At 48.3% G+C, this 22,203-nt stretch carries 15 protein-coding genes and 1 other annotated feature; all 15 genes read right to left on the reverse strand.

The genetic code is table 11. The annotated features are described in order from the left end of the window. Positions 1-13: 13 nt before the first annotated feature. Complete coding sequence (locus EC604_RS12850) at positions 14-1,390, reverse strand: bifunctional folylpolyglutamate synthase/dihydrofolate synthase (RefSeq protein ID WP_123064753.1); 1,377 nt, start codon at positions 1,388-1,390, stop codon at positions 14-16. An 88-nt stretch (positions 1,391-1,478) separates the two neighbouring features. Beyond that, positions 1,479-4,142 (reverse strand): valine--tRNA ligase, encoded by a 2,664-nt coding sequence (locus tag EC604_RS12855; protein ID WP_123064558.1) that lies wholly within the window; start codon positions 4,140-4,142, stop codon positions 1,479-1,481. Positions 4,143-4,201: 59 nt separating this feature from the next. Next, positions 4,202-4,486 (reverse strand) — a binding site (T-box leader). Between the two features lie 167 nt (positions 4,487-4,653). Next, positions 4,654-6,192 (reverse strand): LysM peptidoglycan-binding domain-containing protein, encoded by a 1,539-nt coding sequence (locus EC604_RS12860; RefSeq protein ID WP_123064559.1) that lies wholly within the window; start codon positions 6,190-6,192, stop codon positions 4,654-4,656. Between the two features lie 199 nt (positions 6,193-6,391). Continuing rightward, positions 6,392-7,312 carry an RluA family pseudouridine synthase gene (locus EC604_RS12865; protein WP_123064560.1) on the reverse strand — a complete coding sequence of 307 codons (921 nt, stop codon included), beginning with the start codon at positions 7,310-7,312 and terminating at the stop codon, positions 6,392-6,394. Continuing rightward, a complete protein-coding gene (gene hemL, locus EC604_RS12870) occupies positions 7,309-8,613 on the reverse strand; it encodes a glutamate-1-semialdehyde 2,1-aminomutase (RefSeq protein ID WP_123064561.1) in 1,305 nt (434 codons plus the stop codon). The genes EC604_RS12865 and hemL overlap by 4 nt, the downstream gene beginning before the upstream one ends. Positions 8,614-8,863: 250 nt before the next feature. Beyond that, complete coding sequence (hemB, locus tag EC604_RS12875) at positions 8,864-9,865, reverse strand: porphobilinogen synthase (protein WP_123064562.1); 1,002 nt, start codon at positions 9,863-9,865, stop codon at positions 8,864-8,866. A 100-nt stretch (positions 9,866-9,965) separates the two neighbouring features. Continuing rightward, a complete protein-coding gene (gene cobA, locus EC604_RS12880) occupies positions 9,966-11,525 on the reverse strand; it encodes a uroporphyrinogen-III C-methyltransferase (RefSeq protein WP_123064563.1) in 1,560 nt (519 codons plus the stop codon). 4 nt (positions 11,526-11,529) lie between these two features. Then, on the reverse strand, positions 11,530-12,480 hold the full coding sequence (gene hemC / locus EC604_RS12885; protein WP_123064564.1) for a hydroxymethylbilane synthase: 951 nt from the start codon (positions 12,478-12,480) through the stop codon (positions 11,530-11,532). A 2-nt stretch (positions 12,481-12,482) separates the two neighbouring features. Beyond that, positions 12,483-13,133: a precorrin-2 dehydrogenase/sirohydrochlorin ferrochelatase family protein gene (locus EC604_RS12890; protein WP_123064565.1), complete on the reverse strand. Its 651-nt coding sequence runs from the start codon at positions 13,131-13,133 to the stop codon at positions 12,483-12,485. A gap of 4 nt (positions 13,134-13,137) precedes the next feature. Further along, a complete protein-coding gene (gene ccsA, locus EC604_RS12895; RefSeq protein WP_429352031.1) occupies positions 13,138-13,965 on the reverse strand; it encodes a cytochrome c biogenesis protein CcsA in 828 nt (275 codons plus the stop codon). Positions 13,966-13,979: 14 nt separating this feature from the next. Further along, on the reverse strand, positions 13,980-15,365 hold the full coding sequence (gene hemA / locus EC604_RS12900; protein WP_123064566.1) for a glutamyl-tRNA reductase: 1,386 nt from the start codon (positions 15,363-15,365) through the stop codon (positions 13,980-13,982). 344 nt (positions 15,366-15,709) lie between these two features. After that, positions 15,710-16,372 (reverse strand): ribosome biogenesis GTP-binding protein YihA/YsxC, encoded by a 663-nt coding sequence (gene yihA / locus EC604_RS12905; RefSeq protein ID WP_123064567.1) that lies wholly within the window; start codon positions 16,370-16,372, stop codon positions 15,710-15,712. A gap of 233 nt (positions 16,373-16,605) precedes the next feature. Beyond that, positions 16,606-18,945, reverse strand: a complete 2,340-nt coding sequence (gene lon / locus EC604_RS12910; protein ID WP_123064568.1) for an endopeptidase La — start codon at positions 18,943-18,945, stop codon at positions 16,606-16,608. Positions 18,946-19,031: 86 nt separating this feature from the next. Next, entirely contained in the window at positions 19,032-20,789 is a 1,758-nt protein-coding gene (gene lonB / locus EC604_RS12915) for an ATP-dependent protease LonB (RefSeq protein ID WP_123064569.1), read from the reverse strand. A gap of 242 nt (positions 20,790-21,031) precedes the next feature. Then, positions 21,032-22,129: a flavodoxin-dependent (E)-4-hydroxy-3-methylbut-2-enyl-diphosphate synthase gene (ispG, locus tag EC604_RS12920; protein ID WP_123064570.1), complete on the reverse strand. Its 1,098-nt coding sequence runs from the start codon at positions 22,127-22,129 to the stop codon at positions 21,032-21,034. Positions 22,130-22,203 lie beyond the last annotated feature (74 nt).

Genomic DNA, 22,203 nt, shown 5'->3' on the forward strand with positions numbered 1-22,203 from the left:
TTTAACAAAACTTTCACCAACCTTTTTCAGAATCGGTTTGATGCAAAAGGGCCGCCCGCACGTCCGCAATCAGATAAAGCGTGCCGGAAACCACCCCCAGATCCTCCGCTTCCGTCCGTGACTTCAATAGATCAAGTGCCTTTGCCCAATTCGGCTCGACGATGATATCCAGTTCCTGCTTCGCAATGGCGGGACGTACCCGTTCGACAATCTGCAACAATTCGGTTGCAGCCATTTTACGGCGGAAATCTGGCTCGGTCAGGATCAGCGTATCCACTAGTGGCAGTATATGCTGCAAATATGCTTCGTGATGCTTATTCGCCAGCATACCCATCATCAAAATTAACTTTTTTTGGGGATAACCGTCGATAATACTCTTGGCAAGCGACTCTGCCCCTTCGGGATTATGAGCTCCATCGAGGACAATCAGAGGATTGTCACTGACTTTCTCAAATCGTCCTGCCCAGAAGGCATTCTGAAAACCAAGTTTAATATCGTCTTCATCCAGCATAAATGCCATATATTGTCTTAATAATTCGAGAGACATTAATGCTGCAACAGCATTATCACATTGGTATACACCTTGCATGCGAATGTGAATATGGAGATCTCGGAATGGACCGGTAAATTGAAGGCTTTGCCCCTCCTTACCGCTTTCCAGTCTTCGGTAGGAAAATTGATCTCCAGCCAAATATACCGTGGACCGCAGTTGCTTCGCCCTCTCCTGAATAACCTTTATGGCTTCAGGTTGTACGGCACAAGTCACCACAGGTACTCCTGGCTTAATAATGCCTGCCTTTTCCCATGCAATCTGCTCAACAGTATCTCCAAGCACATCCGTATGATCCATTCCGATATTGGTGATGACGGACACAACGGGAGTGACAATATTCGTTACGTCCATCCTTCCCCCAAGCCCAGTCTCCCATACTACAATATCGGGATAACAGACCTCCGCATAATATAGCAGTGCTAATGCCGTCGATACTTCAAACATCGTTGGTGATCCGAGCGGTGTTGATGCCATCTCTGTCACGAGAGGACGCAAACGATTCGACAGTTTTAACAATGTCTCTTCTGGGATGTCTTCACCGTTATATTGAAAACGGTTTGTAAACTTGGTGATATAAGGTGATGTATACGTTCCAACGTCATATCCCGCTTGGAGCAGTACTGACGTCAAAAAAGCGCAAGTCGAACCTTTACCGTTCGTTCCCGCGACATGAATGAATTTGAGCCGTTGGTGCGGATTGCCAAGCTGTGACATCAGGCTCTCGATACGTTCAAGCCCAGGCCTGATACCAAAAGGAATAAGGCCATTGATCCAGTCCACGGCCTCGTCATACGTCTGTAAAGGAGTAGCTTTATCTGTCCCGTTTAATTCCGTCATCTGATTCACCTTCGGTTCCCTGTTTGATTGAAGATTGAAAAAAGCAGCCGGATGGCGCCAAAAGCGTTCCATCCGACCCTTTTAGGTATTACCCCTTGAGCTCTTTGATTCGTGCGATGACTTTATCCCGTTTATCCGAATAATCCGCTTGTTTGGCGCGTTCTTCCTCGATAACTTTAGCCGGAGCCTTCGCTACGAATCCTTCATTCGCCAGTTTTTTCTCCACGCGGAGTACTTCACCTTCAAGGTTCTGAAGTTCTTTCTCCAGGCGAGCGACTTCCTGCTCAATATCAATCAGACCTGCGAGCGGCAAGTACAATTCTGCTCCCGTGATGATCGCTGTCATGGCTTTGTCTGGTGAACTCAGATCCATTCCGCTCTCGAATTCGGATGTATTACAGAAACGTTTGATGTAATGACTGTTGCGTTCGATAATACTAGATGCCTCATCACTGTTCGCTTTGACCATTAATTCGATCTTTTTGCTCATCGGCACATTCACTTCGGCACGGATGTTCCGAACAGCACGAATGGTATCCATCAGCAGGTTCATCTCCGCAACAGCTCCCGGATTCTCCAGCGCAGGGTCGTATACTGGCCAGGAAGCAAGTGTAATCGTTTCTCCTTCATGAGGCAGATGTTGCCAGATCTCTTCAGAGATGTACGGCATGAACGGATGAATCAGGCGCATGGTCTGATCCAGAACATAAGCCAGCACCGATTGTGTTTTCTTCTTGGCAACCGGATCTTCTCCGTAGAATGACAGCTTGGCGAATTCGATATACCAGTCACACAGATCATCCCAGATAAAGTTGTACAATACACGACCTGTTTCCCCAAACTCATACGCATCGATTAGACGCGTAATATCTCGGGAAGTTTCGTTCAGGCGGTGCAAAATCCAATAATCCGCTGTGCCAAGCTCGCCGCTGATGTCACGATCTGCATAAGTGAAACCTTCCAGATTCATCAACGCGAAGCGGGAAGCATTCCAGATTTTGTTTGCAAAGTTACGTGCCTGCTCCACCCGCTCCCAGCGGAAACGCAAATCCTGTCCCGGTGTACTGCTGGTCGAGATCATGTAACGCATTGCATCTGCACCGTACTTCTCGATAACATCCAGCGGGTCTACACCGTTCCCAAGAGACTTAGACATTTTACGTCCATCAGCATCACGCACAAGACCATGCATCAACACATCCTTGAACGGAATTTCATCCGTAAACTCCAGGGCAGTGAAGATCATACGCGCCACCCAGAAATAAATAATGTCATAACCTGTAACGAGTACATTTGTTGGATAATAACGCTTCAGGTCATCTGTATTTTCAGGCCAGCCTAATGTAGAAAACGGCCATAATGCCGAGCTAAACCACGTATCCAGAACGTCCTCATCCTGTTTCAACTTGCGCCCTGCATATTCAGGCAATGTTGTTGGATCTTCCGCGGATACAATCACTTCACCTGTTTCTTCGTCGTACCAGGCAGGAATACGATGTCCCCACCAAAGTTGACGGGAAATACACCAGTCACGAACGTTCTCAATCCAATTCAGATACGTTTTCTCAAAGCGATCCGGAACAAAGTTAACACCTTCGCCGCTTTGCTGCTTTTTGATTGCTCTCTCCGCGAGTGGTTTCATCTCTACGAACCATTGTGTGGACAAGTATGGCTCTACTACTGCTCCCGTGCGCTCACTATGTCCAACCTGATGCATATGATCTTCAATGTTAATCAGGACACCTTGCTCTTTCAAATCTGCCACAATCTGTTTGCGGCAGTCGCTACGATCCAGCCCCTGATATTTGCCAGCTTCAGCATTCATTGTTCCACTTTCATCCATAACGGTAATTTGAGGCAAGTCATGACGTAAACCTACTTCAAAGTCGTTCGGATCATGCGCAGGTGTGATCTTCACTGCACCGCTGCCGAACTCTTTGTCTACGTAGTCATCGGCAATGACTGGAATCTCACGACCGATGATTGGCAGTACCAGTGTTTTACCGATCATGTCTGCATAACGCTCATCTTTAGGATGAACGGCAACAGCCGTATCACCCAGCATCGTTTCAGGACGTGTCGTTGCCACAGTAATGTGACCACTCCCGTCTTTGAGCGGATAACGCAGATGATAGAGATGACCTTGGACTTCTTTATATTCAACCTCAATATCCGAGAGCGCTGTACGATTCACCGGATCCCAGTTAATGATGCGTTTCCCGCGATAAATGAGACCTTTCTCATATAACTGCACAAATACTTTACGCACCGCTTTGGACAGACCCTCATCCAGCGTAAAACGTTCACGGGAGTAGTCGAGAGACAACCCCATTTTGCCCCATTGCTGACGAATCGTTGTAGCGTACTGGTCTTTCCAATCCCACACTTTCTCCAGAAACTTCTCACGTCCAAGATCATAACGTGTCAATCCCTCTTCACGAAGCTTCTGTTCCACTTTCGTCTGGGTTGCAATTCCTGCGTGGTCAGAACCTGGCAGCCAAAGTGCGTCATATCCCTGCATCCGTTTTGTACGAATAAGGATATCCTGCAGGGTAAAGTCAAGTGCATGACCAATGTGAAGCATACCCGTTACGTTCGGGGGTGGAATTACAATGGTATATGGCTCGGCATCCTTGCGTTTACCCGCCTGGAAATACCCGCGCTCCGTCCAGGTGGAGTACCATTTATCTTCTGCCGCCTTCGGATCGTAAGTCGTCGGCATTTCAGCTGTTGCTTTTTTTTGTTCAGACATGTGTCATTCCTCCGTTACGTCATCTTCATCGCTAAAAAAACAAAAAAACCTTTCATCCATCAAAGGACGAAAGGTTAGCTTTCGCGGTACCACCTTTGTTTCACGCTGATAACAGAGATTATGGTTCGTGCTCTGAATCTGATGGCGTGACACTTCAAGCAGATAACGGCTGCGACCGGCCTATCCTACCTCCGAGGTTAATGAATGTATTACATCCACCTCCAGTACTCAAACAGGCAACTCCCGGGCGACTTCGATCAGTTGGTTCCTGCGGAATCTCACAGCGCATCGATCCCACTCTCTGAAAGGTCATACTGTCTACTACTCCCGATCCACGTCATTATTCAAAAAATCCTAAACACATCATACCTTGCTCGTGCGTGATAGTCAACCTGACAACAGCGGAACGAGGATATTTGATAATCATCATGTTGAAAAACAAGTACAACCCGCAATCCCTATCAGGAATTACGGGCTGTTTCGATATAATACGGTATGCTGAACTGAGTGACTAAGGAATGTATAGAATCTGTCCTTCTTCAACAACCTGTTCAGTCAATCGATTATATAATTGAAGTTCTCTGGTGCTAAGCTGATACCTGTCTGCAATGGCATCGAGTGTTTCTTCGCGCTGTACGATGCACAGTTTGACTTTTCGGAAAGGCGTCTGATCCACAATCGTACCCAGAAACAGATTTTTCCACTCCACATCTTCTGCCTGACGATCCTCTAACGGAACGACTCCATCTGAGATCTCCTCACTGCGCTCACCCTCAACTTCACGCACGGCCCGACCGGATGATAATAGGGAAGAAATGCCCACGCCTTCTTCTTCTCTTCGTGATGATTCTTTCTTGCTACCAAAAGCAACCTTAAGCTCCGGCTTGTCTTCCGCCTCAGCTATCGCTTCTGGGAGAGATTCCTCATTCTGTAACAGCGTGGCTTCCTCTGCCACTTCCAGTGAAGGCCGATCTTCTTCGGGCTGAGCCGTTTCAGATGCAGCAAATACATCTTGCCAGTTCTCAGTCTGCGGCTGTGCCGAAGCATTCGAAGTGAACTGTTCTCCTTGCGAACCACCTGACCGTGCTTCTTCAAAGTGCCATACCTCAGGCGTGTTCTCTTCTAGAGGTTTCCATGTCGCTTCAGAACGCGCTTGCTCAGAAGCCTCTGAACTCCATGATCCTGAATTTTCGGATACACTATTTACCGAAGGTTCAGACCATGCAGAGGTTTCATCCTCTATCGGAAGCAATGGCTCCGCTTCAGGATAAGAAGCTAATCTGTCAGCCGTTTCAGCCATGAATGACGAGATTGGAGAAGGGACTTCTTCCTGTGAGGGTAAAATCTCCTCATTCGAATCAGGCAATCTATTTTCATCCGATTCATTCGTTGAAGCAACATCAGATGTTAACGGCTCGGCGGATGATTGATTCCAGTAAGCTTGCGATAATTCTTCATATCCTGATTGCTGTTCCATTCTTGGAGACAAATCAGCAGATTCCGGAGAACCATATGCGACAAGCTCAGCCGCATTCACCAGCTCTTGCTCTTCGTTACGCAACCCGGTTTGTTCCGACAGCTCGGACTGCTCGGTCTGACTCCATTCGTTCTCCCTGCTGTCAGGCTGAGCCTCGTGAGAATGAACAACCGTGAATTCATCTGCTGACCACACTTGTGGCTCTTCTACCGGGAAACCTTCAATCCCTCGTAGGGACAGTACACCTGTAATATTCAGACTTCGGCTGGATAACAGGTCTACATCAAAATTTTCAATCTCAATTGAAATATCATCAATGGATCTAACCCGGTTTAATGGCACGGTAATTTCGACTGGAATAAAATGCTTTAACTCCTCCGAATCCTCGCTCTCCCCCCGGTACGTTCCTGTAAGTAACAGATGCCCCCTCAAGGTGGCATGGTCGTCCTGTCCAATCACCTGAATACGCGGATAGAGTTCAATTTCCTCCAATTCCTCAATGGCAGGCACTCCCTCAGACAAATGAACGCGCTCATAAATATCGAACCGCAAACCATATGGTTGATTCAACAAAGGTGGCGTCCTCCTTTCGGCATATGTTCACCATGATCCTTCTCATGGGACTGATCCATGGTCCAATCCTTCGTTACCCATCTATATGCCTGAACCGGGGTGGGCATGCCACCTTTGTTGAAAAAATCCGTTATGGTTACTGCATTTTTGGAGAGCCGAGGAAGCCGAAAACAAAAAAAACAGACCCACTAGATCTAGATCAGGTCTGTCCTTCTACGCTATGACTCTCCCTCGCTGCCAATTGTTCAAAATCCGCTGGCCACGGGTCTTGTACTTTAATTAAAACTCCGGTTAAAGGATGGTTAAAGCTCAGCACTTCGCCATGCAATGCCTGCCTGCCAATGATGTCGGAGCGCCCCCCATACAATTTGTCACCAATCAGAGGATGACCGGCATAGCTGAGGTGCACGCGAATCTGATGTGTACGCCCCGTTTCCAGCTTCAGACGTACGAGTGTTGCCCTGTCCCATACATGCACGATGTCGACATGAGTAATCGCATCCTGCCCTCCTTCGGAGACACGTCTGCGTTGCTTGTGATGCCTGTCTTTACCGATCGGTGCATCAATCCTGCGGAGATCACTGGGTACTTGTCCGCCTGTGATGGCAACATACTGACGATCGATCGCTTTCCGGCGCATCGCTTCATCCAGTTTGGCGAGCGCAAAAGCATTTTTGGCATATATAACAGGGCCGGTTGTATCTTCATCCAGACGATGAACATGACGCACACTGGTCTCGATCCCATTGATCTCATAATACGAAGCTACCGCATGATCCAGCGTAATGACCTGTTCTTCACGGCCTCCATCCGGATGAAGCTTCATCCCAGCCGGTTTGTGCACGACGAGACAGAAATCATCCTCATACAGTACATCCAGATCAGCCCAGCGTGGCTCCACACCCAGCGGTTGCACAGCAAAAAGGGCCAGCCGAAGCCGGTCCCCTGCTAGCTGTACTCCCTGGGTTGCCTTGAGCTGGCGCAGCAGCTTCTCCGGGAACTCGAGTTCAGACAGGAGCCACTGTTCAGCAGCAGCTTGTCTGTCCTCTTTTCCAGTCACCGCCTTGCCTGGCATCAGCTCAAGCCATTGACCGCGACGTTTCCAGCTTTTTATACTCATAGCGACTGCAAAGCCTTACGGTTGGCCTCAATGGTATCCTCGATATCCTGCTCCGTATGCACACCGGACACAAACATCCCTTCATACTGGGACGGCGCCACGCTAACGCCTTGATCAATCATCGCTGCAAAATAACGGCGGAACTGATCCAAATTGCTTTCTTTGGCAATATCATAATTCGTTACCGGTACGGCACTGAAGAATGGGCACACCATTGAACCGACACGGTTAATCGTTACCGCCACACCTGCTTCTGCTGCATTTTTTTCGAATCCAGCCTGCAAACGTGCAGACAACATCTCTAGACGATCATAAACTTCCGGTGTCAAAAGTTTCAGTGTCGTGTAACCTGCGGCCATAGCCAGCGGATTACCACTTAGTGTACCAGCCTGATAGATTGGACCTGTCGGTGCAATCTGTTCCATAAGATCCCGGCGACCGCCATATGCTCCTACAGGAAGACCACCGCCGATGACTTTACCCAGACACGTTAAATCCGGTGTAACGCCAAATCGACCTTGTGCACAGTGAAGTCCTACACGGAACCCCGTCATAACCTCATCAAAGATTAGCAGGCTTCCATACTCCGTGGTCACACTACGCAATCCTTCCAGAAAACCAGCAGCTGGAGGTACGACACCCATATTACCAGCAACCGGCTCCACGATCACACCCGCAATTTCTTCTCCAAATCGTTCAAACGCAAGACGCACGGACTGCAAATCATTGTAAGGAACGGTGATGGTATTTAAAGCCACACCTTCAGGCACTCCAGGACTGTCCGGCAATCCCAGGGTGGCTACCCCTGATCCAGCTTTGATCAGTAAACTGTCTGCATGACCATGGTAGGAACCTTCAAATTTCAAAATCTTACTGCGTCCCGTAACCCCGCGCGCCAATCGAATGGCACTCATCGTTGCTTCCGTACCGGAATTCACCATGCGCACGATATCGATGGAAGGCACACGCTCACACACCAGCTTCGCCATCTCTGTCTCAAGCAGGGTTGGCGCACCAAAGCTTGTGCCTTTAAGAGCTGTCTCCCGGAGTGCTTCCACAACTTCAGGATGAGCATGTCCCATAATTAGCGGTCCCCATGAACCTACGTAATCGATGAACACATTGCCATCAATATCGTAAATTTTGGAGCCCTCACCGCGCTGGGCATAGATCGGCGTGAGTCCGACGGATTTGAACGCCCGAACCGGACTGTTCACCCCTCCAGGTATGTACTGCTTGGCTTCCTCAAATGCGCTGCGTGAGCGCTCATCCTTGCGACGATTGCCTTGTTGTGCAGTCATGAACATCCTCCTTAAAGTAAAGGCCTTGCTTGCAGAGAGAGCAATGCAATTAATGACTAGATAAGTTGAACTAAAGATGTTTACACGGACACTCCGAATTTCCAGTTTTTTTCTGTCCTCTCCGTTTCAGTGTAAACTGAGCCGTTCAACTTATATAGTCTGCTGCATCTGTCTCTTAAAAAAGCAAGGCCTATGGGTTTTATTTGTATAAATACAAACGATTTATAGTTACTCGTTGGTAGTCATTGGTTTACTTTTCAGCCAGCCACCTTGATGCATCTTTAGCGTAATACGTAATAATCATATCTGCTCCAGCACGTTTCATGCTAAGTAAGATCTCCATGGCTACTTTTTTCTCATCAATCCATCCTTGAATTGCCGCTGCCTTTACCATTGCATACTCCCCGCTTACATTGTAAGCCACGAGCGGAAGATCAAACTGATCCTTGATGGTACGCATAATATCGAGATAGGATAGCGATGGTTTCACCATCAGCATGTCCGCCCCCTCCAGCACATCCGTCTCCGCTTCGCGCAACGCTTCTCGAGCATTCGCCGGGTCCATCTGATAGGATTTCCGGTCACCGAATTGCGGTGTGGAATCTGCTGCTTCACGGAATGGGCCATAGAATGCTGAAGCGTATTTGACGGAATAAGACATAATCGGAATATGATTAAATCCATTCTCATCCAACCCCGCACGAATGGCCTGTACAAATCCATCCATCATATTTGAAGGTGCGATAATATCTGCGCCTGCCTTGGCTTGCGATACTGCCGTTTTCACAAGCAGCTCCAAGGACTCGTCATTCAGAACATCGCCGCAGATATGTCCATCAATCTCCGTAGTATGAACCACGCCGCAGTGACCATGATCGGTGAATTCACATAGACAAGTGTCTGCAATCACCAGCAATTCGGGATACCAGGATTTGATCAATCTCGTTGCTTCCTGCACAATGCCATCCTCTGCAAAACCGGATGAACCCACACTGTCTTTTGTTTCCGGAATCCCGAACAGCAGTACAGCCGGAATGCCAAGCTCTGCAATTTCTTTGACTTCTTCCCGCAGACGGTCAAGGGAGAAACGAAATACACCCGGCATTGATTTAATCTCGGACTTTACATTTTCACCGTATGTGACATAGATCGGTTGAATAAAATCATCCACAGTCAAGTGTGTCTCTCTCACCATGTTGCGAATGCCTGTCGATTGACGTAAACGGCGATGACGTACGATTGGAAAACCCATCTACCCTATACCTCCTAAAATTTCATTTTGTAAAAAGGGAAGCGCGCTGGTTCTTCTCGAATTCAGCACGCTTCACATATTCAGCCGCAGCTAATCCACCTTAATTGTTGACAGCACTGACACTGCCAGCACGTTTCCACTCACACAAAACATCGATCAGGCTAGTCATTGTGGCTTCCTTCGCCATCAAAGTGACCTCCAGCCCGGCAGCCTCTGCAGTCTTGGCAGTAACCGGACCAATACACGCAACCTCTACTCCCTTCAGCAACGGCAACGGATCTTCCACACCCATTCGTTTCAGCATCTTCATGAAGTTCTTCACAGTAGATGAGCTGGTAAAGGTCACCGCATGAATACCGCCCTCTTCAAGCAGTTTGAGTAATTCGTCATCGTCCTCCCCTGCAAGAATGGTGTCATAGATGATCGCCTCGGTAACGTGCAGTCCTCGTTCTCTCAATTGCTCCGGCAACCACGACCGTGCGAGGTCCCCGTGTGGAATCAGCACGTTCTGGCCTGCCTTCAACTCACTTTCAAACGCTTCAAGCATGCCTTCCGCTTGAAAGGGCCCTTTGACAACTTCAGGTGCAATACCGTGCTTGCGCAGCGCTTCTGCCGTAGATGGTCCTACTGCCGCAATTCTTGCACGATGAAGCGAGCGAATGTCCTTGCCTTCGTTTTCCAAATGACGGAAGAAAAACTCCACGCCATTGACACTTGTGAAAAAGACCCAATCAAACGTATTTAACGCATGCAGTGCATCTTTGACACTTTGTTTGGAAGATTCGCAGGATGGCATAACCGTCTCTATGACCGGGAACTCATAGGGTTCACCACCGAGTTCTTCAATGCGATTCACCAGTTCACTCGCCTGACTACGGGCACGGGTAACCAGAATTCGTTTGCCAAACAGCGGCAGCACCTCTGCCCATTTCAATTGCTCCCGCTGGTTGACCACATCTCCAACGACGATGACGGCTGGTGGCTGAAAATTCGCCGCAATGACTTTGGCTTCGATATCCTCCAGCGTTCCCGTGATGGTATCCTGTTCCGCCCGAGTTCCCCAACGTACAAGTGCTACCGGTGTACTAGCAGGACGGCCATGACGAATGAGTTGTTCACTGATATAACCAATCTTGGCAACACCCATCATAAACACCAGTGTGCCCGTAGCGTTCGTTACTTTATCCCATTGAATACTGCGGTCCAGCTTGTCCGGGCTTTCGTGTCCGGTAATGATTGAGATGGAAGAAGCATAATCCCGATGTGTCACCGGAATCCCCGCATAAGCAGGCACGCTGATTGCTGCGGTTACACCAGGTACAATCTCAAACGGAATGCCGTTTTTGTGCAGCAACTCTGCTTCTTCTCCTACCCGTCCGAATATGGTCGGATCTCCGCCTTTCAAACGCACAACCACTTTGCCTTCAAGCGCCAGATCCACAAGTAGCTGGTTAATCTCTTCCTGCTTCATCGTATGTCGATCCGGTCGTTTCCCTACATAAATTTTGACTGCACCGGGTTTCATCAGTTTCAACAATCGTGGACTCGCGAGTCGATCATAAACCACGGCGTCAGCCTTGCCTATGCTCTCCCAACCTTTTACCGTAATCAGCCTTGCATCCCCAGGACCCGCACCTACCAAAAAGACTTTCCCCGCCATGCCTTCATCCCCTAACTTCTGCCAGTATCTGTTCAGCCCCGCGATCAATTAATCTCCAAGCCACTTCTTCTCCCAGGCGAACCGGATCTTTACCGCTCAATGTTTCCTTCAAAATCAGTCTGCCATCCGGCATCCCAACCATTCCCGTTAATTGTAACTTGTTTTCACTGTTCAGGGAATCATCTTCCGGCAACCACACCGCATGTGCGCCAATAGGCACCTGACACCCTCCGTTTAACACACTCAGGAAACGACGCTCTGCCATGACCGGCGCAGCTGTTGCTGGATCGTTATAGAGGGTGAGCAAATGTAGTAGCTCCTCGTCATCCTCACGGCACTCAATGCCAAGAGCGCCTTGGCCCACAGCCGGAAGGCAGGCTTCCTCAGACAAATATTCGGTAATCCGATCCTCCCAGCCCATCCGATACAAGCCTGCCGCTGCCAAAATAATGGCGTCCAGTCCTTCGGTTTCGAGCTTTCGCAGACGTGAGTCGATATTGCCACGAATAGATTCCAGCTGAAGATCAGGTCGGTACGACTTCAACTGGCTTGATCTACGAAGACTGCTTGTTCCAACCCGTGCACCCTCTGGCAGTTGATCCAGCGTAAGCCCGCCGCGAGAGACTAACGCATCCCGAGGATCGGCTCGACGGGGAACTGCACCGTTAACAAGCCCTTCAGGAAGCTCGGAAGGCATGTCCTTCATACTGTGCACAGCCATATCAATAGTGCGATCGAGCATCGCCTGTTCAATCTCTTTAACAAACAAGCCTTTACCACCCACTTTGGATAAGGTTACATCCAGAATGAGATCTCCCTTTGTCACGATCTTATGTACCTCAAAGTCAAAAGCTAAACCTTCACGATCACAAATATTGCGTAAATCCTGAATCACATATCCGGTCTGGGTTAACGCCAGAGCACTTTGTCTGCTGCCCACTTTAATTGTACGCATATCTACATTTCCTCCTGATTACGGGATATCCAGTTCCCGATTTTTTCTTCGCTCCACCACTGAAACTGACCCGTGCGTATCGTATCCAAAATGTCCATTTCCGTTAAACGGCGCAGTAGCGTACTTCTTACAGTTGGAGGCAATCCGCGAGATTTGATTTCCATTCTCATCTGATGCAAAAAATCAAGATACGTCTCGTATTCATCTCCAAACTGTTGTTCAAGCAAAGCACGAATCTCGGCCGCCGCCGCAGGTCCTGCACCGGCCGTCGAGATGGCAATGCTTAACCGCCCTCGTCTGACCACACTCGGGGTAATAAAACTGCTATTACCGGAAGACATCGCATCGTTAACCAGTATTGCCCCAGCTTCGGCTTCTTGGACTACGGCATGGTTAACATGCAGATCGTCTGTTGCTGCATATACGAGAAAGGCCCCCCGCAAATCTCCATTGCGGTAGGACCGGGCTATCCACTCGATTCGGGATTCCTGATGCAATTGTTCGAGAGTGGGCGTAAGCAGAGGGCTGACGACCGTAATTCGGGCCTCAGTCTGCAACAATCCTCTTACTTTACGCTCAGCAACACGTCCTCCACCGATCACGAGCACAGATTTGTCTGAAGTATTTACATAAATCGGCGTGTAATGTTCCATACCCTCACTCTCCCGTCCAGCGATGAAACGCTGAATACGCATTGGATAAAAAGCTGATGATGACAAGCGCATATCCAATCAATGTCCATCTGGACATGATCATCATCGAAAATTGCTTTCTTCTCTTGACTACGAAATAACCAACATAAATGGCAATCGCGAGACCCGTTGCAATCACCTTCAGATCGAGCAACAGATGCCACCGTCGTTCCGCAACGATGGACAACACAGCCAGCACAACCGATACTCCCAGAAGCGGAGTACCAATCAATGTGGCACCATCCATATATTTTCCAATGACCTCCAGGCTAGGCAAACGCCGTACCGTATCATTCCATTTTTTGTTTTTCAACTTATGATGTAAGAACAGGTACAACAGCGCAAACACCGAAGCAACCGTTAAAGCTGCAAAGCCCAGATTAGCCAGTGTAATGTGCATAATTAACAAACCGTGAACCGTCTGCCAGTTGTGCAATGAGATTTCGCCCGCTGTAAACCATAACCGGTTCAGAACCGTTACCGAGAATCCAACGATGTTGAGTAGCAGGATAACAAACTCCGAGCGTTGAACCCGGGTCATAATCAATGACATCAGCACAATGCTGAAAGAAAAAATAAACAAAAAATCAAATGTAGTATAGATCGGGAAGTGACCTTCAGCCCACATTCGCATGATAACATGGGTCACTTGCAATCCCCAAACAACAACAAGAAACCCTGTGCCTGTCCGCTTCGCCCCCGCATTGCGTCGAATGCAGTCCGAGAAATAGAACAGTAGGCTCAGGGCATACATATAAATTAAAGCTTCATAGACTTGTTCAGCAAGGGTCAAGTTGCCCACCTGCCTTATACGCCTGCCGGGACATAAGCCGGCACGGGGTCTTGCCGGTTTTCGTTAAGGTGAATCGCTGGTTTGCCCAGAGCTGTTGCATCACTCTGATTCACTTTTTCTGCAGCCATTTCCACTGCATCCTCCAGCGCGAAAATCTGCGTAAACATGCGCAGTGCTTCATCACCTTGCTTCGTACCTGCCATTTCCTTGATCCGATTGATCGGATCGGTTGTCATTTGGTTGACAATGCTTTTGGTCAACCGACGAATGACTTTACGCTGATGCTCATCCAGCTCTGGAAGCTTGTTGAACAGGCTATCCATCGTCTCTTCATGAATGGATACGCCTTTCTCCTGCAATGCCCGAATAACTGGGCGTACGCCGAGTGTTCTGAGCCACTGGTAATAATCTTCCATCTCCAGCTCAATCATTCTCTCAATCTTCGCAGCTTCCACCTTACGCATCTCCAGATTGCTCTCCACAATACCCTCCAGATCATCGATATCGTAGAGGAATACGTTGGAGATCTCGCCAATTGCCGGATCAATATCGCGTGGTACGGCAATATCAATCAGGAACAGCGGGCGTGCTTGCCGGCGCTTCATGCTTTCCCGAACAATACCTGCATCGAGAATATAACGTTCTGCTCCTGTAGAGCTGATGACGATGTCTACTTCACCCAGTCTCGTAATGGCCTGATCCATCGTACACGGCGTTCCCCGGAATTTGCTGGCAAGCTCCTCGGCTCTGGCGAGCGTCCGGTTGGCCACAATAACTTCAGATGCACCGTTGGCATACAGATGTTTAACCGTAAGCTCACTCATTTTGCCGGCACCCAAAATTAGCACCTTCTTGTCTGTGAACATACCAAAAATCCGCTTGCCCAGTTCTACCGCAGCATAGCTGACCGAAACGGCACTCTCCCCAATGGAAGTTTCCGAATGTGCCCTCTTGCCCAAGGTAACTGCCTGTTTAAACAATTTGTTAAACCAAGTTCCGGTTGCTTTCTCTTCCTGTGCTTTAAAAAAAGCCTGTTTCACTTGGCCGAGAATCTGAGTCTCTCCAATGACCATCGAATCCAGTCCGCAAATGACCCGGAACAGATGGCGCATGGCTTGATCATCCTCGTATATATATAAGTGTTGCGTAAATTCTTCCCGCGGAACGTTAAACCACTGCTCCATAAAAGTTCGAATAAAATAACCGCACATGTGAAGACGGTCGACCACAACGTACAATTCCGTACGATTACAAGTGGCTACGATTACACCTTCCAATACACTCTTGGTCAGCTTGAGCTGCTGCAGCGCTTCAGACAAGTCCTTTTCTGCAAATGTGAATCGTTCTCTGACCTCTACAGGCGCCGTGCGATAATTCAAACCAACAACAACGATGTGCATTGCAAGTTCACCTGCCTAATAAATTTCCAATCAAAGTGCTTACTGTATATCTCTATCCAATTCAGATTGACATAGTTAATTATATCACATATCACATCCATCCCTCGCCCATTTTTATGAAATGTTTATGAAATCAACATGATGATTATCATATGCATTGTGATATATTGTAGTGTCTCACCAATGTACGTCGTTATTCGTTATATGGAACGAATAGTGAATATTTGAGAAAACGGAGATTTTTGCAAACCTGTTCAAGACTGCTTATAACAAATAGTCATGGAATCATTCCATGACTATCTAGGTGCGGGAAACATGATGTGTTTTTCAAATATTAAATATTATCAATTGTCGTCTTCAGCTGTTTGAACCGTTTCTACAGTCTCGTGATCCGCTTCATCTTCAACTGGTGCATATTTGTCTATACGGGCGTGGCGAGTAATAATATCCCACAGCTCTTCCTTGCCCAGACCTTCTTCGGATGAAAAAGGAACAAACAAGTCGCCTGAGCGAAGACCGAGTGCTTCTTTGATAACTTTAATGTGTTTGGCTCTACGTGTCTTGGGGATCTTGTCCATCTTCGTAGCCACAACGACCAGCGGCAGACCATGATGGCGTAGCCATTCATTCATCATCTTGTCTTCCTTGGACGGCTCATGTCTCATGTCCACCATCTGCATGACAAGCTTCAATTCATCGCGCTGTAGCAAGTACTTTTCCATCATTTTACCCCAGGCAAAACGTTGCTCTTTGGATACCTTAGCGTACCCATAACCCGGAAAATCGACAAAATACAGATCCTGATTGATCTTATAATAATTAAGTTGCTGGGTCTTACCCGGCGTAGCACTTGTACGCGCCAGATTTTTACGGCTGATCAAACGGTTGATCAGTGATGACTTACCCACGTTGGAGCGCCCCGCCAGGGCAATCTCCGGCAGGCCATCATCTGGATATTGTTCAGGCCGAACGGCACTAATTATAAATTCAGATTGATTGACTTTCAAATTGCATCTTTCCTCTCTTGAACTCCTGTCTTACAAGCATAACATTTCCACATTTTCATCCCGTATTATGCCATCATTCCTTCTATCATATCAAAAAAAACCTCTCGTGTACCCAAAAAACAACTTTTGTACCCGAAAAACATCAGATTATCACGAAAAAAACCGTTCCAGCGGACGCCGAAGCCCCCGCCGAACGGTCTACTCTCCATTTAATCTTTGCGGATACGTGTAGATTACAGATGAATGCCTGCCTGTTCCACAAGAGCATGCTGCAACACCTGATCCATATGAGCTACGGGCACAAATTCCACATCTTCCTTGATGCTATCCGGAATGTCGCGCAGATCCCTTTCGTTGTCCTTAGGTAACAATATTTTTTTGTAACCCGCACGGTGGGCTGCAAGTGACTTTTCTTTCAAGCCGCCGATCGGCAACACCCGTCCGCGTAGTGTAATTTCACCTGTCATAGCAATGTCTTTCGACACATGTTTATTCGTCAGCGCTGAAATCAAGGCCGTTGCCATCGTAATACCGGCTGATGGGCCGTCTTTAGGGATGGCACCTTCCGGTACGTGGATGTGAATGTCGTTCTTCTCATGAAAATCAGACGCAATGCCCAGCTGTGCTGCTTTCGAACGTGTATAACTGAAGGCCGCCTGAGCCGATTCTTTCATGACATCTCCCAGCTTACCTGTAAGCGTCAGTTTGCCTGTTCCCGGCACCACAGTTACTTCGATCACAAGCGTGTCACCACCCACTTCAGTCCATGCCAGCCCGGTCACCGTACCAATCTGGTCTTCCAGCTCAGCCATTCCATAGCGGAATTTGCCCGGGCCGAGATAGTCTTTGACATCATCTGCCAAGATCACAATCTGACCCTCTACGCCGGAAACGATATTTTTAGCCGCCTTCCGGCAAAGCGATGCCATTTGCTGTTCCAAATTCCTTACACCTGATTCACGCGTATACTCACGAATGACTTTTAACAAGCTGTCCTCCGGAACTTCCAGCTGGTCTTCTTCGAGACCGTGATCTTTCTTCTGTTTGGGTAACAAATAGTTTTTGGATATTTGCAACTTCTCCAGCTCGGTGTAACCCGGAATATTCAGCATTTCCATGCGATCTAATAACGGACGCGGAATGTTGTGCACCGTGTTCGCTGTAGTTATGAACATAACGTTGGATAAGTCAAAAGGCAACTCCACAAAGTGATCACTAAACGTATTGTTCTGCTCCGGATCTAGCACCTCCAGCAATGCAGCCGAAGGGTCTCCGCGGAAGTCGGAAGCCATTTTGTCGATCTCATCCAGCAAAAATACAGGGTTAAGTGATCCTGCTGTTTTCATCCCCTGAATGATACGTCCAGGCATCGCACCTACGTAGGTACGGCGGTGTCCACGAATCTCTGCTTCATCCCTCACGCCACCGAGAGAGATACGTACAAACTCCCGACCCAGTGATCTTGCGATCGAACGGGCAAGAGAGGTTTTACCTACTCCTGGCGGGCCAACCAGACAGAGGATTGGACCTTTGAGCTTTTTGACAAGCTTCTGTACAGCCAGATACTCCAGTACACGTTCCTTGGGCTTCTCCAGACCGTAATGATCCGCGTTAAGTACATCTTCGGCCTTTTGGATATCCAGATCATCATCCGTCATCTGGCTCCAAGGTAGAGCAAGCAGCCAATCCACATAGTTGCGGATGACACCACCCTCTGCAGAGCTTGCGGGCATTTTCTCCAGTCGATCAATTTCCTTCTCGACCTTCTCTTTTACCTTGTCCGGCAGGCCCAGACTTTCCATCTGATTACGAAGTTCTTCCACTTCGCCCGCACGACCCTCTTTTTCACCGAGTTCCTTCTGAATCGCCTTCATCTGCTCACGCAAATAATACTCTTTCTGGGTTTTCTCCATCTGTTTCTTCACACGCTGGCTGATCTTGCGTTCAAGCTCCAGCACTTCACGCTCATTGTTCAGGATGTCCAGCAATTTCTCCAGACGTTCCCGAACGTCGATGGTCTCCAGAATTTCCTGTTTGTCCTTGATTTTCAAAGACAAGTGGCTTGTAATGACGTCCGCAAGACGCCCAGGTTCTTCAATGTCAGACACAGCGGCCAGTGTCTCGGGGGTTACTTTTTTGGACAGATTGATATAATTCTCGAACTGGTTCAGAACGGTACGCATGAGGGCATCTGTCTCAGGATGAGCGTTCTCTTCCTCAGGCAGTTCCAGCGCCAGCACCTCATAGTATTCTTCGTTGTCCGTATATTCAATAATTTCAGCCCGTTCCAAGCCTTCCACAAGTACTCGGATCGTTCCGTTGGGCAGCTTCAACATCTGTCTTACCTTAGCTACCGTTCCAATGCGGAAAATATCCTCTCGTGTAGGTTCCTCAATATTTACCTCGGCTTGAGAACATAGGAGAATCAAATGTTCTTCTACCATCGCTTTTTCTAAAGCCTTGACCGATTTCTCCCGGCCCACATCGAGATGCAGTACCATACTCGGGTAGACGAGAAGTCCTCTTAAAGGCAGTAAAGGAAAACGACGACCTTTCGCTTTGCTCGGTCCCATCGCTTTCGCACCTCCAATGGCTCTCAGGTTGTAGTCATTCATTATTCTATCAAATGTTCACATAAAAAACCAATGAAGGGAAGTGCTTAGCAGCTCCCCGAATCTGTAACTGGACCTGGACGAGGTGACTCTGCCCGTAAAAAAGAGGCGGATGCCGGAGGAAAGATCTCCGGTTTAGGTAACGCAGTCTCTTCTGCAACTACCTGCTGTTCCACTTGCTGCGCTCCCGGTTCCCAGCCAAAGACTTCACGGAATACATCCTGGACCGTATCTACAGGGATCACCCGCAACCCATCCAGATTATCAAAAATGGACTGCCAATTCTCCGCCGGTATAATGACCGTCTTCGCCCCCGCCTGAAAAGCCGCCTCCACCTTCGCCAGTACACCGCCAATCGGTTTAACCCGGCCATGAATACTGATCTCGCCTGTCATTGCAAGCTCATGGTCTACAGGGCGTCCTTGAATGGCTGAAGCGATTGCTGTAGCCATGGCAATTCCGGCCGATGGACCATCAATCGGCGTACCTCCCGGAAAATTCACATGTAAATCATAATCACTCGTGCGGATGCCCATCGCTTTTAAGACGGTTAACACATTTTCAACCGAGCCTTTAGCCATACTTTTCCGCCGAAGTGTACGGGAACCGCCTCCAATCTCTTCCTCATCCACCACGCCTGTGATGTTGATGCGGCCCTGGTCTTTTGGTGCAGGAACCGCTGACACCTCAATCTCCAAAATAGTACCCATGTTCGGTCCGTAAACGGCAAGGCCATTGACAAAACCGACCTGCGGCTTGGAAGGAACCTTACGATCCGGCCTTGGCTGGATCTGACTGCTTCCAGCAACCCACTCGACATCAGAAGCCTGAAGTGTCTCACGCTTTTCCGTGAGTGCAAGTCCAGCAGCTAGCTGAATGATGTTCACCGCTTCGCGCCCATTGGTCGCATATCGTTTGACTACATCCACGGCTTCCGGACAAGGACTGAACCCGATTTTCTGAACAGCATCTTCCGCAATTTTTCCAATCTCCTCCGGTAACAATGGACGGAAATAGACCTCCATACACCGTGAACGTAAGGCAGGAGGAAGCTCATGCGGGGAACGTGTCGTCGCCCCAACCAGACGAAAATCAGCAGGCAACCCATTCTGGAAAATATCGTGGATATAAGCAGGAGTATGCGTGTCTTCCGAGTTATAGTACGCACTTTCCAAAAAGACCTTGCGGTCTTCCAGCACTTTGAGCAGTTTATTCATCTGAATGGAATGTAATTCTCCAATTTCATCAATAAAAAGCATACCACCATGCGCTTTCGTCACCGCACCTGGCTTTGGTTGAGGGATTCCTGCCACGCCCATAGCTCCTGCTCCCTGATAGATCGGATCATGAACGGAACCAATCAAGGGATCCGCAATACCTCGCTCATCAAAACGAGCCGTTGTGGCATCCAGCTCCGTAAATTTAGCATCGGCTTTGAAGGGAGAAGTCGGGTTTTTCTTCGCTTCTTCTAACACTACCCTTGCGGCTGCCGTTTTCCCTACTCCCGGCGGGCCATATATAATCACATGCTGCGGATTGGCACTACATAAAGCAGCCTTGAGCGCGCGTAGTCCGTCTTTTTGCCCAACAATATCGTTAATGGTGGCTGGACGCGTCTTCTCCGCCAGTGGCTTCGTCAGTGATATCGAACGCAGCTTTCGCAGCTTCTCCAGTTCTTTTCGTGATTCACGCTCAACAGCAGTTCGATTCGTTTTCTGGCCTCGAAGCAAATTCCAGAAGTATAACCCGATCACCACGCCAAAAAATAACTGTATCAACATGAATATCATGCCAAACTCACCCATATCTCAACATCCTCCTGTTCTATCCTTCTTCTCATCTGTAATCATGCTAATACTTGGTAGTATAGCCTTTTCAGCGAGACGTAAACGGAACAAGCCGAATTTGTGCTTGAGAATTTGTTCCTGAGCATGCAAAAAGCCCGCCACGTATGACAGGCTTCCACATTTCACCTATTTAAACGTATCACTATCATTTGGATAAGATAGGAACCATTTCTTATGGAGAACACTTGTACATAAAAAAATTAGTGCGAACGTCCAGGGATAACCCCTGTTTCTTCATACGCTTCAACAATTTTGTCGATTTCTTTTTTCAATTCCTCTACCATGATCTCTTCCGGCACTTTACGGATCATTTTGCCATGACGGAATAAAAGACCTTCTCCACGGGCACCCGCAATGCCAATATCCGCTTCTTTGGCTTCTCCTGGACCATTTACCGCGCAGCCCAGTACAGATACTTTGATCGGTACCTTAAGCTTGGAGATATACTCTTCCACTTCGTTGGCGATCGAGAAGAGGTCAATATCCAGACGCCCGCAAGTTGGGCAAGAGATCAATGTAGCTGCATTGGAAATCAGTCCAAACGTTTTGAGCAGATCGCGCGCAACTTTAATCTCTTCAACCGGATCGGCACTAAGCGAGATACGCATCGTTGAACCAATTCCCATAGAGAGCAGTGCGCCCATACCCGCGGAACTTTTGATTGTGCCCGAGAACAATGTGCCCGCTTCTGTAATGCCGAGGTGCAACGGATACGGAATAATCTGAGCTGCCTTCGTATAAGCTTCAATGGCCATCGGTACATCGGACGCTTTGAGTGAAACGATGATATCGTGGAAATCCAGCTCTTCCAAAATGCCAATGTGGAATAACGCACTTTCGACCATAGCATCTGCTGTAGGATAGCCATACTTTTCAAGCAGATGATTCTCTAGTGAACCCGCGTTTACCCCGATCCGAATCGGAATACCCTTTTCCTTGCACGCTTTGACAACCTCTTCCACTTTAGCACGTTTACCGATGTTGCCTGGATTGATCCGAACTTTATCAATACCATTCTCGATAGCAAGCAAGGCGAGCTTGTAGTTAAAATGTATGTCTGCCACGAGCGGGATGTGAATTCGCTTCTTGATTTCCTTAATCGCAGCCGCAGCTTCCTCATTATTCACTGTTACACGTACCACCTGGCATCCAGCCTCTTCCAATCGCAAAATCTCTGCAACTGTCGCTTCAACGTCAGCTGTTTTGGTCGTACACATACTTTGAATAATAACTTCGTTACTGCCACCAATGGTCAAGTTCCCTACTTTTACGGGACGGGTGTCTTGTCTTAAATACATGAGTGATTTCTCTCCCCACAACGTCAAAGCTCCACTCTGACAAAAGACCATATATAAGCCTTCTGCCCAAGTGG

Origin of the sequence: Paenibacillus amylolyticus, from assembly GCF_003719335.1 — a bacterium.
Lineage (GTDB): Bacteria > Bacillota > Bacilli > Paenibacillales > Paenibacillaceae > Paenibacillus > Paenibacillus amylolyticus_D.

Bases quoted from the DNA above. Each gene is read 5' to 3' on its own strand.
- EC604_RS12850 (WP_123064753.1), bottom strand. From the start codon at position 1,390: ATGACGGAATTAAACGGGACAGATAAAGCTACTCCTTTACAGACGTAT.
- EC604_RS12855 (WP_123064558.1), bottom strand. From the start codon at position 4,142: ATGTCTGAACAAAAAAAAGCAACAGCTGAAATGCCGACGACTTACGAT.
- EC604_RS12865 (WP_123064560.1), bottom strand. From the start codon at position 7,312: ATGAGTATAAAAAGCTGGAAACGTCGCGGTCAATGGCTTGAGCTGATG.
- hemL (WP_123064561.1), bottom strand. From the start codon at position 8,613: ATGACTGCACAACAAGGCAATCGTCGCAAGGATGAGCGCTCACGCAGC.
- hemB (WP_123064562.1), bottom strand. From the start codon at position 9,865: ATGGGTTTTCCAATCGTACGTCATCGCCGTTTACGTCAATCGACAGGC.
- cobA (WP_123064563.1), bottom strand. From the start codon at position 11,525: ATGGCGGGGAAAGTCTTTTTGGTAGGTGCGGGTCCTGGGGATGCAAGG.
- hemC (WP_123064564.1), bottom strand. From the start codon at position 12,480: ATGCGTACAATTAAAGTGGGCAGCAGACAAAGTGCTCTGGCGTTAACC.
- EC604_RS12890 (WP_123064565.1), bottom strand. From the start codon at position 13,133: ATGGAACATTACACGCCGATTTATGTAAATACTTCAGACAAATCTGTG.
- hemA (WP_123064566.1), bottom strand. From the start codon at position 15,365: ATGCACATCGTTGTTGTTGGTTTGAATTATCGCACGGCGCCTGTAGAG.
- lon (WP_123064568.1), bottom strand. From the start codon at position 18,945: ATGGGACCGAGCAAAGCGAAAGGTCGTCGTTTTCCTTTACTGCCTTTA.
- lonB (WP_123064569.1), bottom strand. From the start codon at position 20,789: ATGGGTGAGTTTGGCATGATATTCATGTTGATACAGTTATTTTTTGGC.
- ispG (WP_123064570.1), bottom strand. From the start codon at position 22,129: ATGTATTTAAGACAAGACACCCGTCCCGTAAAAGTAGGGAACTTGACC.